This is a genomic window from Frondihabitans sp. PhB188 (assembly GCF_003752365.1).
GTDB lineage: Bacteria > Actinomycetota > Actinomycetes > Actinomycetales > Microbacteriaceae > Frondihabitans.
Genome location: NZ_RJUO01000003.1, coordinates 139,807 through 154,442, shown reverse-complemented (window position 1 = coordinate 154,442; position 14,636 = coordinate 139,807). Strand labels below are relative to the sequence as shown.

The 14,636-nt window shown below is 69.1% G+C and carries 12 protein-coding genes; 8 read left to right on the top strand and 4 right to left on the bottom strand.

The features are described 5' to 3' along the window. Nucleotides 1-70: 70 nt before the first annotated feature. Nucleotides 71-1,612, bottom strand: coding sequence for a hypothetical protein (locus EDF46_RS09500; protein ID WP_148061186.1), 1,542 nt, complete (start codon nucleotides 1,610-1,612; stop codon nucleotides 71-73). Nucleotides 1,613-2,165: 553 nt separating this feature from the next. Here EDF46_RS09500 and ileS point away from each other — a divergent pair. From ileS to ndk, 4 genes are read left to right on the top strand one after another with little or no spacing between them, the layout of a single operon-like run. Continuing rightward, on the top strand, nucleotides 2,166-5,411 hold the full coding sequence (ileS, locus tag EDF46_RS09495; protein ID WP_123506060.1) for an isoleucine--tRNA ligase: 3,246 nt from the start codon (nucleotides 2,166-2,168) through the stop codon (nucleotides 5,409-5,411). Next, nucleotides 5,404-6,915, top strand: coding sequence for a folylpolyglutamate synthase/dihydrofolate synthase family protein (locus tag EDF46_RS09490; protein ID WP_123506059.1), 1,512 nt, complete (start codon nucleotides 5,404-5,406; stop codon nucleotides 6,913-6,915). The genes ileS and EDF46_RS09490 overlap by 8 nt, the downstream gene beginning before the upstream one ends. Further along, on the top strand, nucleotides 6,912-7,370 hold the full coding sequence (locus EDF46_RS09485; protein ID WP_123506058.1) for a DUF4233 domain-containing protein: 459 nt from the start codon (nucleotides 6,912-6,914) through the stop codon (nucleotides 7,368-7,370). Before EDF46_RS09490 ends, EDF46_RS09485 begins: the two co-directional genes overlap by 4 nt. Nucleotides 7,371-7,420: 50 nt before the next feature. Continuing rightward, nucleotides 7,421-7,840, top strand: coding sequence for a nucleoside-diphosphate kinase (ndk, locus tag EDF46_RS09480; protein ID WP_123506057.1), 420 nt, complete (start codon nucleotides 7,421-7,423; stop codon nucleotides 7,838-7,840). 67 nt (nucleotides 7,841-7,907) lie between these two features. Here the strand turns inward: ndk and EDF46_RS09475 are convergent, their stop codons facing one another. Together EDF46_RS09475 and EDF46_RS09470 are read right to left on the bottom strand one after the other, a co-directional pair. Then, nucleotides 7,908-8,783 (bottom strand): thioredoxin domain-containing protein, encoded by an 876-nt coding sequence (locus EDF46_RS09475; protein ID WP_123506056.1) that lies wholly within the window; start codon nucleotides 8,781-8,783, stop codon nucleotides 7,908-7,910. A gap of 124 nt (nucleotides 8,784-8,907) precedes the next feature. Beyond that, nucleotides 8,908-9,516: a vitamin K epoxide reductase family protein gene (locus tag EDF46_RS09470; RefSeq protein ID WP_233579969.1), complete on the bottom strand. Its 609-nt coding sequence runs from the start codon at nucleotides 9,514-9,516 to the stop codon at nucleotides 8,908-8,910. 302 nt (nucleotides 9,517-9,818) lie between these two features. Between EDF46_RS09470 and EDF46_RS09465 the strand changes: the two genes are divergently transcribed. Together EDF46_RS09465 and EDF46_RS09460 are read left to right on the top strand one after the other, a co-directional pair. Then, nucleotides 9,819-12,455 carry an Rne/Rng family ribonuclease gene (locus tag EDF46_RS09465; protein ID WP_123506055.1) on the top strand — a complete coding sequence of 879 codons (2,637 nt, stop codon included), beginning with the start codon at nucleotides 9,819-9,821 and terminating at the stop codon, nucleotides 12,453-12,455. A 104-nt stretch (nucleotides 12,456-12,559) separates the two neighbouring features. Beyond that, on the top strand, nucleotides 12,560-13,453 hold the full coding sequence (locus EDF46_RS09460) for a hypothetical protein (protein ID WP_148061185.1): 894 nt from the start codon (nucleotides 12,560-12,562) through the stop codon (nucleotides 13,451-13,453). A 42-nt stretch (nucleotides 13,454-13,495) separates the two neighbouring features. Here EDF46_RS09460 and EDF46_RS09455 read toward each other — a convergent pair whose 3' ends face one another. Next, a complete protein-coding gene (locus EDF46_RS09455) occupies nucleotides 13,496-13,780 on the bottom strand; it encodes a DUF4031 domain-containing protein (protein WP_123506053.1) in 285 nt (94 codons plus the stop codon). A 126-nt stretch (nucleotides 13,781-13,906) separates the two neighbouring features. On the opposite strand from EDF46_RS09455, the gene rplU reads away from it, so the two are divergent. After that, a complete protein-coding gene (rplU, locus tag EDF46_RS09450) occupies nucleotides 13,907-14,218 on the top strand; it encodes a 50S ribosomal protein L21 (protein WP_123504783.1) in 312 nt (103 codons plus the stop codon). A gap of 15 nt (nucleotides 14,219-14,233) precedes the next feature. Continuing rightward, the gene (gene rpmA, locus EDF46_RS09445) at nucleotides 14,234-14,485 is read left to right on the top strand and encodes a 50S ribosomal protein L27 (protein WP_123506052.1); all 252 of its coding nucleotides are present in this window, start codon (nucleotides 14,234-14,236) and stop codon (nucleotides 14,483-14,485) included. Nucleotides 14,486-14,636: the final 151 nt, after the last annotated feature.

Below are 14,636 nucleotides of genomic sequence, written 5' to 3'. Positions count from 1 at the left end.
ACGAGTCTGCACCCGGTCGCGAGCGGCCGGGTGCAGACAGTGCAGGATGACTCCTGCTTCGACGCTGTGCCTACTTGGACATCGTGATCGCGGCCTTCGAGTAGGCGAGCGCAGCGGTGCCGTCCGGGTGGTTGAGGGTGACCTGCACGTGGTACGCGCCAGCCGAGAGCGAGCCGAGCTTCCAGGCGAACGAGTTGACGCCCTTCGACACCGAGATCTTGGAGGCGACCGTCTTGTAGCCCGTTCCGCCGGGGGCGTTCTTGCCGACCTTGATCGTGGCGGTGGTTCCGGCGACCCAGCCCGCATCGTGGAACTGGATCGTCGTCTTGGCCTTCGCCGCGGGAGCCGCACGGAGGTGCAGCGCGAGCAGGTGCCAGGTGGCGGCGCCCGGATCTTCGTTGGGGTCGAAGCGGAGCGACGTGATCGTCTTGCCCGCCCAGCCCTGGCGCGGAGCCTTCGAGTTCTCGTCGAGCACGGAGCCCTTGGCGAGGTCGACGTTGATCGTGCCGGCGTTCGCGCCCGAGTAGGTGACGATGTCGTTGCTCTCCTGCGAGACGGAGGTGCCCTTGACGCCCCAGATCCAGCGGGCCATCTTGCCGCCGCCGGAGTTCGACGAGAGCGAGAAGCCGCCGTCGTACTTCATGGCGATGGACAGGTAGCGGTACTTGCTGCCGGGGAAGGCGCGCGACGCCAGGAGCACCTCGGGATCGTTCCGTTTCGAGCCGGAGTTCGTCGCGGTCATGCCTTTCGAGCTGTACGACTTGACCGTGGCGTTCTTCACGCCGACGCCGGCGACGCGGCCGCCGGTGAAGACCCACTGCTGCAGGCCCTCGGCCGAAGTGATGTCCTTGCCCTGCGTGGTGTTGGGGCTGTCGACGACCGGCTGGGGGCGAGGCTTGACCGAGAAGTAGTCGTAGGTGCCGGGCGGGTAGGCGCCGTGCGTGGTCACGTCGTCGTAGATGCGCATCCAGTTGAACGCCGTCGAGATGACCTTGGTCTTGGATCCGGTCACGGAGGGGACGACGCGCATGCCGACGACGCGCGAGCCCTTCCAGGCCTTCTTGGCTCCGACGGTCGACTTGGCGGTGAGGTCGAAGTCGTAGACGTGCGTGCCCGGGTAGAGCTTGAAGGTCTGCCCGCCCGCGCAGGTGGCGAGCATCGAGGTGCAGGTGAACCAGTAGATGGCGCCCACGCCGTTGTCGGGCTGGGTCATCTCGAACGACATGTGGTTGTAGCGGCTCGTGCTGACGGGGCTCTTGTTGCCGTCGCGGCCGTACGAGAGGGCGCCGGGCACGGTGTTGACGGGCGAGAAGTAGTCGCCGCCGACCACCTTGACGTGCAGCTTGCCGCCCGACACGCTCATGCCGCGGGTGCGACCGGCGTTGGTGTTCACGTCGCCGGAGTTGCTGTAGTCCCAGGCATCGCCGTAGACCTCGGACGCGAAGTCCGGAGACTCCTTCTCGACGGTGGCCGCCTCGGCGCGCGGGGCGGGGAGCGCCAGCTGCACGCCGCTCGCCAGCGGGGCCGCGACGAGGATCGCCAGGCCGAGCGCAAGCGCGCTTCGCTTCGTGCGCCGCTTCATCTCGAAGGGCTGATTCTTGTCAAAGCTCACGGAAGTGTCTCCTAGCTGGGCGCGCCCGAACGCGCCGCGAGGTCACGCGCCTGATCCAGCGCGACAAGTGAAGGCGAAGCGTGGTGAGCGCCTCGTTGATCGCTCAACCTTAGACATGCGGTGAAAGGTGAACAAATCCCCGCTTTGGGGGACTGATACGGGCTGTCTGTCGTACTTTTCGGGGACAATCACGCCCGATATGTCCGTGCTTCGGGGGACATCCGCCGCCCCCGTTCCGCTCTCGGCGTAGCGCCGAGGTGGTTGCTGCGGACCTCCGAGAGCTGAAGTCTCGGCCCTCCACGAGGGTCACCTCGTCTCAGGTAGACTCGGGCGAGCATCGATCCGGCCATCACCGGGGAGCACTCGGAAGAACGCGTACGCCGCACCAGGCGTGCTCCACTAGACCCGAGCGGGGCAGGCCCGTCACAGCCGCAGAAGAAGGGGCCCTCGCCACCGCGGGAGGGCAAGCGGGGTGGTACCGCGACCTCCGGCAGTCTCCGGCGGGCGTCCTCGTGCGAGAAGCAAGAACCACGCATCTGCACTGGAGTTGACCATGGCCGACCGTAAGAACGTCCCCGCGCGAACCGTCCCGGCATCGCCGAGCTTCCCCGCCATCGAGCAGGGCATCCTCGCGTTCTGGAAGGGCGACGACACCTTCCAGGCGTCCATCGACCAGCGCCAGGGCGCCGACGAGTGGGTCTTCTACGACGGCCCGCCCTTCGCCAACGGCCTGCCGCACTACGGCCACCTACTGACCGGCTACGCCAAAGACGTCTTCCCGCGATTCCAGACCATGCGCGGCAAGCAGGTCCATCGACGCTTCGGCTGGGACACCCACGGACTCCCCGCCGAGCTCGAGGCGATGCGCCAGCTCGGCATCACCGAGAAGCACGAGATCGACGACATGGGCGTCGCCGAGTTCAACGCCGCCGCCCGCAGGAGCGTGCTCGAGTACACGGGGGAGTGGCAGGAGTACGTCACCCGCCAGGCGCGCTGGGTCGACTTCGAGAACGACTACAAGACCCTCGACGTCACCTTCATGGAGAGCGTGCTCTGGGCCTTCAAGACGCTCTACGACAAGGGCCTCGCCTATGAGGGCTTCCGAGTGCTGCCGTACTGCTGGCACGACGAGACCCCGCTGTCGAACCACGAGCTGCGCATGGACGACGACGTCTACAAGATGCGCCAAGACCAGACGGTCACCGTCACCTTCCCGCTCGACGGCGCGAAGGCGGAGGCCCTCGGGCTCACCGGCGTGAAGGCGCTCGCCTGGACGACGACCCCGTGGACGCTGCCGACCAACCTGGCGCTTGCCGTGGGCCCCGCCATCGAGTACGCCGTGCTGCCGTCGGGGCCGAACGGCGCGTCGGACGGATCGGAAGACGGGGTCAGCCAGTTCCTGCTCGCGACCGACACGGTCGCCGCGTATGCGAGAGACCTGGGCTACGACTCGGCGGACGACGCCCTGGCCGCTGTGACGCGGACGCTGCCGGGTGCGGAGCTCGAGGGCGTGCGCTATGACCGCCTGTGGGACTTCTACGCCGACACCGAGAAGTGGGGCACCGAGAACGCGTGGCAGATCCTCGTCGCCGAGTACGTCGCCACCGGCGAGGGAACCGGCATCGTGCACCAGGCGCCCGCCTACGGCGAGGACGACCAGCTGGTCTGCGCGGCCGCGAGCATCCCCGTGCTGATCTCGGTCGACGACGGGGGCCGATTCCTGCCGATGTTCGGCGACGTGGCAGGCCTGCAGGTGTTCGACGCCAACAAGCCGCTCACGCAGCAGCTGAAGGCCGAGGGGCGCCTGCTGCGCCAGGCCAGCTACGAGCACAGCTACCCGCACTGCTGGCGCTGCCGCAATCCGCTGATCTACAAGGCCGTCTCGTCGTGGTTCGTGCGCGTCACCGACTACCGCGACCGCATGGTCGACCTGGGCGAGCAGATCACCTGGGTTCCCGAGAACGTCAAGCACGGCCAGTTCGGCAAGTGGGTCGAGAACGCCCGCGACTGGTCGGTGTCGCGCAACCGCTACTGGGGCTCGCCGATCCCGGTCTGGCGCAGTGACGACCCCGAGTACCCGCGCGTCGACGTCTACGGCTCGCTCGCCGACCTCGAGCGCGACTTCGGGCGCCTGCCGGTGAACGCCGACGGCGAGCCCGACCTGCACCGGCCGTTCATCGACGACCTCACCCGCCCGAACCCGGACGACCCGACCGGGCGCTCGACCATGCGCCGGATCGACGACGTCTTCGACGTCTGGTTCGACTCCGGCTCGATGCCGTTCGCGCAGGTGCACTACCCGTTCGAGAACCAGGAGTGGTTCGACAGCCACAACCCCGCCGACTTCATCGTCGAGTACATCGGCCAGACCCGCGGCTGGTTCTACGTCATGCACGCGCTCTCGACGGGCCTGTTCGACCGCCCGGCGTTCTCGAACGTCATCAGCCACGGCATCGTGCTCGGCTCGGACGGTCAGAAGATGTCGAAGAGCCTCCGCAACTACCCCAACGTCAACGAGGTGTTCGACCGCGACGGAGCCGACGCGATGCGCTGGTTCCTGATGTCGTCGAGCGTCATCCGCGGCGGCAACCTCGTCGTCACCGAAGAGGGGATCCGCGAGGGCGTACGGCAGTTCCTGCTGCCCCTGTGGTCGACGTACTACTTCTTCACGCTGTACTCCAAGGGCCACGAGCCGACCTGGCGCACCGATTCGACCGACGTGCTCGACCGCTACCTGCTCGCCAAGACGCACGACCTGATCGTCGACGTCGCCGCCGACCTCGAGGCGCTCGACTCCCCGCTCGCCACGGCCAAGCTGCGCGACTTCGCCGACGTGCTTACCAACTGGTACGTCCGCCGCTCGCGCGACCGCTTCTGGTCGGGCGACGACCGAGACGCCTTCGACACCCTGTACACGGTGCTCGAGACGGTCACCCGGGTCGCCGCGCCTCTGGCTCCGCTCGTGACCGAGGAGGTCTGGCAGGGGCTCACGGGCGGGCGGAGCGTGCACCTGACCGACTGGCCCGACGCCGAGCTCTTCCCGCAGGAACGCGCACTCGCCGCCGCCATGGACGGCGTCCGCGCCATCGCCTCGTCGGGCCTCGCCCTCCGCAAGGCGACCGGCCTCCGCGTGCGCCTTCCCCTGAGCGCGATCACCGTCGTGACGCACGACCCCGACGCGCTCGAGCCGTACGCGGCGATCCTGCGCGACGAGCTCAACGTCAAGGCCGTCGTGCTCGACCGCCTGAGCGAGGAGTCGCTCGGGGCCTATGGCGTGACCCGCAAGCTCACCGTCAACGCGCGCGCCGCCGGCCCGCGCATCGGCAAGCAGGTGCAGCAGGTCATCCCGGCCGCCAAGAAGGGCGACTGGAGCGCCGCCGGCGAGAACGTCGTCGTGGGAGGCATCGAGCTGCTCCCCGGCGAGTTCTCGCTCGAGCTCACCGTCGGCGACCCGACGCGGGCGATCGCCTTCGTCGGCGACGGCGGCTTCGTGCTGCTCGACACGCAGACCACCCCCGAGCTCGAGGCCGAGGGCCTCGCGCGCGACGTGATCCGCGCCGTCCAGGCCGCCCGTAAGAGCGCCGGCCTCGACGTGAGCGATCGCATCCGCCTCACCCTCGGCGTCGACGCCCAGGCCGAGGCGGCCGTCGAGGCCCACCGCGAGCTGATCATGCGCGAGACGCTGACGCTCGGCCTCGAGGTCGACCTGCTCGACATCTCCTCCTCCGGCACGGCCTCCGACGCCGTCCCGGTGGGCTCCGATTCTGCAGTGACTGTGAAGATCTCCCGCCATGAGTGACACCCCCGGCCGTTTCGACCACGACGACGACGAGACCGTCGACCCGGGCTCGCTGCCCGACGTCTTCGGCACGCGCGACGACTTCGGCGACTTCGCCGACATGGGCGACGACGACGAGCGCGACCACGACGACCGCGCCGACGAGGTGCCCGTCGACGAGTCCGAGGACGCCGCGGCCGCGCGCCTCGTCTACGAGGAGCTCCTGGCCCGCGTCGGCGAGAACGCGCCGCAGCCGCGCCTCGACGCCACCCGCCGAGCCGTCGAGCTGCTCGGCGACCCGCAGCGCAGCTACCCGGTGATCCACATCACCGGGACGAACGGCAAGACCTCGACCAGCCGCATGATCGAGAGCATCCTCCGCGCCTACGGTCTCCGCACCGGCCTCATGACGTCGCCTCACCTCGTGCGGGTCAACGAGCGCATCGTCATCGACGGGGAGTCGATCAGCGACGCCGCCCTCGCGGCTAACTGGGCCGACATCCAGCCCTACCTCCTCATGGTCGACACCGAGCTCACGGCCGCGGCCGAAGAGCCCCTCACCTTCTTCGAGGCGCTCACCGTGCTCGCGTTCGCGTCGTTCGCCGACGCGCCTGTCGACGTCGTCGTGCTCGAGGTCGGCATGGGGGGCGAGTGGGACAGCACCAACGTCGCCGACGGCCAGGTCGCGGTGTTCACGCCGATCGCGCTCGACCACACCAAGCGGCTCGGCTCCACCGTGCTCGAGATCGCCCGGACCAAGTCGGGCATCATCAAGCCCGCGGCGAACGTCGTCTCGGCGGCCCAGGTGCCCGAGGCCCTCGCCGAGCTGCAGCGCGCCGCCGAGCTCACCGAGTCGACGTTCGCGTCGGAGGGTGCCGGATTCGAGGTGCTGTCATCGGCGGTAGCGGTCGGCGGTCAGGTCATCTCGGTGCAGGGCATCGCCGGCCGCTACGACGACGTTCCGCTTCCGCTGTTCGGACGCCACCAGGCGCAGAACGCGGCCGTCGCCATCGCCGCCGTCGAGTCGTTCCTCGGCAGCGGCAGCCAGCCGCTCGATGCCGAGATCCTCGCCGCGGGCCTCGCCGATGCGACCTCGCCGGGCCGCCTGCAGATCCTCGCCACGTCGCCGACGATCCTCGTCGACGCGGCCCACAACCCGCACGGGGCGCACTCGCTGGCGCAGGCACTGGAGGAGTTCTTCGACTTCGACCGGGTCGTCGCCGTGCTCGCCGTGCTGGCCGACAAGGACGCCGCCGGGATCATCCGCGCGCTCGCGCCCGTCGTCGAGCAGTTCGTCATCACGCAGACCGACTCCGATCGCGCCATCGATGCCGACGACCTCGCCCAGGTCGCAGTCGGTATCGTGGGGCCCGACCGGGTCACGGTCGAGACCAACGTCGTCTCGGCGCTCTCGATCGCCCGTGATCTCGCCGACGAGTCGGAGAAGGGCGGCGTGGTCGTGACCGGCTCCATCACGCTGGTGGGCGAGGTCATCGCCCTGACGGCAGAAGAGCGAGAGAAGTGAGCACCGTGACCAGCGAGCCGCAGTCCACTCCGCAGGGCAGCCCGCGCGGCCGGACTCCCCGTGCTCGTCGCGACCGCTCGCTGACCGAGAGCCTCCTCTCGATCATGCTGGTGCTCGAGGCGTGCGTGCTGTTCTTCGTCGTGCTGAACGTCGGCGGTGCCGGGATCCTGCCCTGGTCCGTCGCCATCGGCGGTGGTCTGGCATTCTTCGCGCTCATGATCGTGACCGCGGCCACCTTGCGCTACCGCGCCGGCGTCGTGCTCGGCTGCGTGCTGCAGGTGCTGCTCGCCCTCACGGGCCTGCTCGTCGTGCTGATGTGGGTCGTCGCGGCGATCTTCATCGCCATCTGGATCTTCTGCCTCTACAAGGGCATCACGATCGACCGCCGCAACGCGGCCCTGCGTCAGTGGATGGCCGAGCACCCCGGCATCGACCCGCGCACCTACCAGGCCTGACCCTCTCCGTCCGACCCACCGCAAATCCGACCCCTCACAAAGGAGCCACCGTGTCCGATCTCGAAGAAACCCTGGTCCTCGTCAAGCCCGACGGAGTAGCCCGCAACCTGACCGGCGAGATCCTCCGCCGCATCGAGGCGAAGGGCTACGGCCTCGTCGACATCAAGCTCGTCGAAGCCGATCGCGAGCTCCTCGCCGCGCACTACGAGGAGCATGTCGGCAAGCCGTTCTACGAGCCGCTCGTCGAGTTCATGGAGTCGGGTCCGATCGTCGCCCTCCGCATCGAGGGCAACGGCGTCATCGCCGGATTCCGCTCGCTCGCCGGCGCCACCGACCCGACGACGGCCGCGCCCGGCACCATCCGCGGCGACCTGGGCCGCGACTGGGGCCTCAAGGTGCAGCAGAACCTCGTGCACGGCAGCGACTCGGTCGAGTCGGCCACGCGCGAGCTCGGCCTCTGGTTCACGTAGGCCACCCGCTCGTCAGAAGGCCCCGCACCTCCTCGGAGGTGCGGGGCCTTCTCGTGCTTCACCCGACTCAGTTCGTCGAGGCCTGACTGGCGACGAACGAGGAGAACGTCGAGGCGTCGGTGAGCGAACCCGAGTACTGGGCGCCGTTGACGATGACCGTCGGGGTGCCGGTGAGCTTCGCGATCGACGAGTTCGGCAGCTTCTTGCTCAGGGCGTCTGTCGTCTGCTGACTGACGAACGACTTGAACGACTCATCGGTGATGCACGACGAGATACCCGAGGCTGTCGCCCCGGCCTTGCTGATGATGCTCTTGAGCTTCGTATCGGACATGCCCTTCGTCTGCTCCGCAGGCTGGTTCGCGTAGAGCGCCGTGTTGACGTCCAGGAACTTGTCGGGCTGGTAGTTGGCGACGCACATGGCGGCGTTGGCCGCGCGGGTCGCGTACCTGTTGCCGAGCGAGGAGGCGTCGAGGATCGAGATCGGGTGGACCTCGTAGGTGATGGCGCCCTTCTGGAGCCAGGTCGTGATCTGCGACTCGTTGGCCGTCTCGAACTGGTTGCAGTACGGGCACTGGTAGTCGAGGTACACCGTGATGTTCACTGTGTCTTTGAGCTTCGACTGGTCGGTCGCCGTGGTGGATGCGCCGGCGGCGACGGCCTTCGTCGTGACCGCGGAGATCTCGCTGGTCTTGGCGTCGCCCTGCAGAAGGATGCCGCCGGAGGCCATGTTCTTGGGGCCGGGGCCGGCCGGCGTGATCGAGTTCATGATGACGAGCGTCACGATGACCGCGAGGGCGACCACGCCCAGGCCGATGCCGCCTCCGAGGAAGAAGCGGTTGCGTCGGCGCTTGCGGGCGGCCGCCTCGCGGGCGACGCGGGCCTTCTCGCGGGCGTCTTCGCGGCGGTCGCGCTTCGTGGGTCCGTTTTCAGGGGGCGGGGTCATTGGTCCTCAGATCTGCGGAATTCGTCGGCTGTCCAGCAACGAGCGTAGCCCGGAGCCGGCTCGGGCAGGACCCTACGGTGACGGGTGATGGATTCGCTGGCAAACGCCTCAGTGCCGATGTCGACTAGGAGAAGAGCACCGTGAGCAGCGTCGGGAAGTGCGTGATGATGATGATCGCGATGACCGCGTAGTTCACCAGCGGGATCACCCAGGAGAACGGCAGGAACGCGCGCATCGCGGTCCGGACACGCTGGTTCTTCGTGAGCCGGCCGTTCGCGAGGTTCCAGACCGTGAAGATCCAGAACAGCGGGATGGTCGCCGACCAGACGAGCATGCACCAGGGGCACAGAGCGCCGATGACGAACACGGTCTGCGTGAACAGGAACGTGATGAACGCCCAGGCCAGGAAGAAGCCGACGTTCGCCGCGTTCCAGAACCAGCGCGAGAACGTCGCGCCGGCCAGCATCGCGGCGCCGATGGTGATCGGAATCATGAAGCCGGCGACGCCGATGATCGGATTCGGGAACCCGAAGAGGTGCGAGACCGTCGAGTCGATGACCGTCGAGCACGACACGAAGGGGTTGATGTCGCAGCCGAGCGCCTGGTTCGGGTGCTCGAGCAGCTCGTACTTCTCGACCACCAGCTTGAACGAGCCGAAGAAGCCGATCAGCCCGGCCACGATCAGCAGGATCGGGGCCAGAACACGGACGCGGGCAGGGCTTGGTGACGACACCCTGGGATTATGACATGCGCCGAATCTGCCTCCGGAGGCCTTCCGTGCGATAATCGGGACAGTCCCAGGGTGAGAGCCGGGAAGGTTTCCGACCGTGGCGCCGATAACGGTGGCAGTCGGTACTGAAGTGACACACAGATTTCCACCGGGCCGAGCGGCTCGCGTGACAGACGAGATTTCGCAGGGGAGCGACTCGCATCGACCAGGGGTCGATCGACATCGCACAGACGCTGCGCACACGAATTCCCGAAGGCGCCTTCGGCACTAGAGAAGGCGACCCGGGGCGAGGAGTTGCACCACCGATGGTGGACAAAAAAGAGAACACACCCAAGAAGCGGAGCCGCTTGTTCGCCGGCTTCCGGTCGCGCCAGGCCCAGCCGCCCGCGCAGCCCGCTTCCGAATCATTCGCTGCCCTGGAGGCCGCCACGGCCCCGGCCGCGGCTCCACACGTGCCCCAGGAGGCAACCGCAGTGACTACCGACACCGAGGGCGCGCAGACGCCCGAGCACCTCATCGACACCGAGACCATCGAGCGCGACGAGGCCGACTCGTCGCCCGTCGTCCCGGCGGTCTCGACGCCGGCCTCGACGTCGCCCTTCGAGGCGCCGCTCACCACGACGAGCCTCTTCTTCCATGCTCCCGAGATCTCGCCCCTGCCGGCGCTTCCCGAGCCGGACGACGACTACGAGCAGGGCGGCCCGCGCCGTCGCTCGCGGGGCCGCACCGGCGGGGCCGGCGACGGCTCCGACGAGGTCACCTCCAGCCGCACCCGCTCGCGGGCCGGCCGGGAGCCGCGCGAGCGTCCCGAGCCCGAGCTCATCACCGAGCCGCAGCGTGTCAAGGGCTCCACCCGCCTCGAGGCCAAGAAGCAGCGCCGTCGCGACGGCCGCGACGCCGGCCGCCGCCGTCCGGTCGTGACGGAGGCCGAGTTCCTCGCCCGCCGCGAGAGCGTCGACCGCAAGATGGTCGTCCGCTCGCAGGGCGACAGCATCCAGATCGGCGTGCTCGAGGACGGCATCCTCGCGGAGCACTACGTCGCCAAGTCGCAGAACGTCTCGCTCATCGGCAACGTCTACCTCGGCCGTGTGCAGAACGTCCTGCCGAGCATGGAGGCCGCCTTCGTCGACATCGGGCGGGGCCGCAACGCCGTCCTGTACTCGGGCGAGGTCGACTGGGACAACGTCGAGCACGGCAACCAGCCCCGCCGCATCGAGCTCGCGCTCAAGCCCGGCGACCGAGTGCTCGTGCAGGTGACCAAAGACCCGGTGGGCCACAAGGGCGCCCGTCTCACGAGCCAGATCTCGCTGCCGGGGCGCTTCCTCGTCTACGTGCCGAACGGCTCGATGAACGGCATCAGCCGCAAGCTGCCCGACACCGAGCGCGCCCGCCTCAAGAAGATTCTCAAGGAGGCCCTGCCCGAGAACACGGGCGTCATCGTGCGCACAGCCGCCGAGGGCGCGACCGAAGAGCAGCTGACGCTCGACGTCAAGCGCCTCCTGAACCAGTGGGCCGACATCTCGAAGAAGGTCGAGGCCGGGAACGCCCCGAACCTCCTGCACTCCGAGCCCGACCTGCTGATCAAGATCGTCCGCGACGTCTTCAACGAGGACTTCCACGAGCTCGTCATCGACGGCGACGAGGCGCGCGAGACCATCGAGACCTACCTGACGGCCGTCGCGCCCGACCTCCTCGACCGCGTCAAGGCGTACGAGGGCGACAAGGACTCGTTCGACGAGTACCGGCTCAACGAGCAGATCGACAAGGCGCTCGACCGCAAGGTCTGGCTGCCCTCGGGCGGATCCCTCGTCATCGACCGCACCGAGGCCATGACCGTCGTCGACGTCAACACCGGCAAGTTCGTCGGGTCGGGTGGCAACCTCGAAGAGACCGTCACCAAGAACAACATCGAGGCGGCCGAGGAGCTGGTCCGCCAGCTCCGCCTCCGCGACATCGGCGGCATCATCGTCGTCGACTTCATCGACATGGTGCTCGAGTCGAACCGCGACCTCGTGCTCCGCCGCCTCATCGAGTGCCTGAGCCGCGACCGCACCAAGCACCAGGTCGCCGAGGTCACCTCGCTCGGCCTCGTGCAGATGACGCGCAAGAAGCTCGGCCTCGGCCTCATGGAGTCGTTCCAGGAGATCGGCGTCGACCGCCAGCAGGCGCAGGAGCAGCAGCAGCAGAACCGCCAGCGCTCGCAGGAGCGTCGTCGGGCCAAGGCCTCGAACGGCAGCGCGTCCGGCTCGAAGGGCCCGCAGAACCGCGGCGGCTCGGAGGCTCACCCGGCCACCGGCACCATCCACGCCATCACCGACGACGTGAAGAACGCCCTCGCCAAGATCGCCGCCTCGACCGTCCCGCACGGTGACGAGGCTCCGACGAGCGTGTCCGAGGCGGCAGCCGCCGTCGAGGCCGCAATCGACGCGATCGTCGCCGAGGCGCCCGTGAACGAGGCTCCGGCGGCCGAGGCCGACGAGGCTCCCTCCGCCGGCTCGGGCCGCTCGCGCCGTGGTCGTGGTCGTCGTGCCTCCGCAGGCGGTCAGGCCCCCGAGTCCGATGCCGCCGTCGAGGCCCCGGCCGTCATCGACCTCCCCGTCGCGGCGTCCGCCCCGTTCGATAAGGTCGCCGAGGCAAAGGCCGCTCAGCCCGAGACCCCGGTGGCCGACGTCGCCCCCGAGCCCACGAGCACGGGTTCGCGTCGTTCGCAGGCCACGGTCGTCCAGCCCGAGGCCGCCACGGTCGCGATCCTCGACATCCCGCTGGCCAAGGTCGAGCGCGCCCCGCGCCGCATCTCGACGCACGACGCCGAGCAGATCCTGGACTCCGTGCTGGGCGCGCTGCCCGAGCCGAAGCAGCCCGGCCAGGGCCGCAGCCGCTCGCGCCGCGCCTCGAGCTCCGGCACCGTCTCGGCTCCTGCCGACGGCGACGGCTTGATCTGAGCTCACCCCACCCAGGCCGCTGAGGGGTCGCTCGTTGTCTGCCAGGCCCACCTGGCACGACAGGGAGCGACCCCTCAGCCGTTCAGGGGTGGGATAGTACAGGCGTGAGCAACAGCGACGACGAGCACAGGGCTCCGCATGCGCCGACCGGTCCGCGCGGGTCGTGGGCGCGCCGGCGTGCACCGTCCGGCCCGGGGGTGCGGCAGTGGGGTGCCACGGCAGAGACCGTCGTGGCCGCGGCTGTGGCCGTGGGCGTCCTGATCGTGGTGCGGTTCCTCGTGGCCTTCGTCGACCTCATCGGCAACGCCGTCCAGTACCAGCCGTCGTACTATGCCAGCGGCTTCGAGGAGTCGCCGATCGGGCTCTTCCTCGGTGCAGTCGTCCTGGATCCCCTCCCGTTCTACATCGCCGTCTTCCTCGCGGCGACTTTCGTCTACCCGTTCGCGCGCCCCGCCCGCCTCCCGCTCGTGCTCGTGCGCGCAGTTGCAGCCGGAGGGTGCGGCACGGTCGTCCTCGCCGTCGTCGGCCTGGCGACGTCGCTGCCGGAGGGGACCGCCTCGACCGTCGTCCTCGACTCCGTGTTCGTGCCGCTGTCGTCGGGCCTCGAGCTCACCGCCGTGCTCGCCGGGGGAGCAGTCCTCGCGTGGCTGTGGGGCGGGCGCCTCGACGAGCAGGCCCGCGACCAGCAGGCCCGCGACCAGCAGGCCCTCGACGAGCGAGCCCTCGACTCGCAGAGCCTCGAAGGGCAGCGGGCGCAGGAACTCGCGGCCGAGGCCGAGCCCGCCGCCGGACTGCCCGACGAGCAGACCGTCGGGGCACCCGCGGCCGGGGTCGGAGTTCCTGCGCCCGTGCCCGGCTCGGCGTCGGCCGCGGCCGCGCCCGTCGTTGTGCCCCTCTTCGCCGCGCCCTCGCTCGACGAGGCCCCGGTCGACGCGCCCGCGCCCTCGGCGCACCCCGCCCCCGACCTGTCGAGGTTCGCGCCGCCCGAAGAGCGCTGACCGCTGACCGCAGAGCGCGGATGCTCCTGGCTCGCGAGGCGTCTAGCGAGCTCGGCCGAGCTGCCGTTTGCGCCACTGCGGCACGCGGAGGCCGCTCGCCTGCAGGCGCACAGCGAGCTCCTTGCCGCCGACCGCGGTCGCGCCGGCGGTGACGAGCTCGTCGTAGCGGTCGGCCGGGACGTCGTAGTGGTCGTGGTCGAAGGCTCGCCGCGGGATGCCGTGAGCGAGCGCGAAGGAGTGCAGCTCGTCGTACGAGGCGTCGCTGACGATGTGCGACCACAGGGTGCCGTGGGCAGGCCACATCGGCTGGTCGATCAGGATGGTCACCCGGGCATCGTACCCTCAGTCGTTTGACTGCCCTGACGGGGGCCGGTAGCCTAGATCTTTGGTGTGCGCTCGCGGCGCCGCCCCCAGCCCGCTCTTTCGGGCATCACCCCCATCTTTGGAGTACCCATGGCTTTCGCAATCGTGCGCGCCGGCGGCCGTCAGGAGAAGGTCGAGGTCGGAACGATTCTGACCGTCGACCGTCTCAAGGCCGCCGAGTCCGACACCGTCTCGTTCGTCCCCGTCCTGCACGTCGACGGCGACACCATCCTCTCGGGCGACCAGCTCGGCACGGTCACCGTCGAGGGCGAGGTCCTGAACGACCTCCGCGGCCCGAAGATCGTGATCCAGAACTACAGGAACAAGACCGGCTACAAGCGTCGCATGGGCTTCCGTGCCGACCTGACCCGCGTCAAGATCACCACGATCACCACCAACTAGTCGGGGAGCTGACTCATGGCACACAAAAAGGGCGCATCATCCACCCGTAACGGCCGCGACTCGAACGCGCAGCGCCTCGGCGTCAAGCGCTTCGGCGGCCAGGTCGTCTCGGCCGGCGAGATCCTCGTCCGCCAGCGCGGCACCCACTTCCACCCCGGCGTGAACGTCGGCCGAGGCGGCGACGACACCCTCTTCGCCCTCGCCGCAGGCAGCGTCGAGTTCGGCGCCAAGGGCGGCCGCAAGGTCGTCAACATCACTGCGCTCTAGCGCGCTGACGCGCGGACGCGGCATGCGGCGCCGGACCTTCGACAGGCTCCGGTCGACCGGCGTCGCAAGCCGGGTCCATGCGCCAGCACCCGCAGACGGATGGGCAGCGTGTTCGCTCGCCCATCCTTCTGCTTTTCGCATCACTCCAACA

What these genes read in the sequence shown, in the direction of transcription:
- ileS (WP_123506060.1), top strand. Translation starts at nt 2,166, where the DNA reads ATGGCCGACCGTAAGAACGTCCCCGCGCGAACCGTCCCGGCATCGCCG.
- EDF46_RS09490 (WP_123506059.1), top strand. Translation starts at nt 5,404, where the DNA reads ATGAGTGACACCCCCGGCCGTTTCGACCACGACGACGACGAGACCGTC.
- EDF46_RS09475 (WP_123506056.1), bottom strand. Translation starts at nt 8,783, where the DNA reads ATGACCCCGCCCCCTGAAAACGGACCCACGAAGCGCGACCGCCGCGAA.
- EDF46_RS09465 (WP_123506055.1), top strand. Translation starts at nt 9,819, where the DNA reads ATGGTGGACAAAAAAGAGAACACACCCAAGAAGCGGAGCCGCTTGTTC.
- rplU (WP_123504783.1), top strand. Translation starts at nt 13,907, where the DNA reads ATGGCTTTCGCAATCGTGCGCGCCGGCGGCCGTCAGGAGAAGGTCGAG.
- rpmA (WP_123506052.1), top strand. Translation starts at nt 14,234, where the DNA reads ATGGCACACAAAAAGGGCGCATCATCCACCCGTAACGGCCGCGACTCG.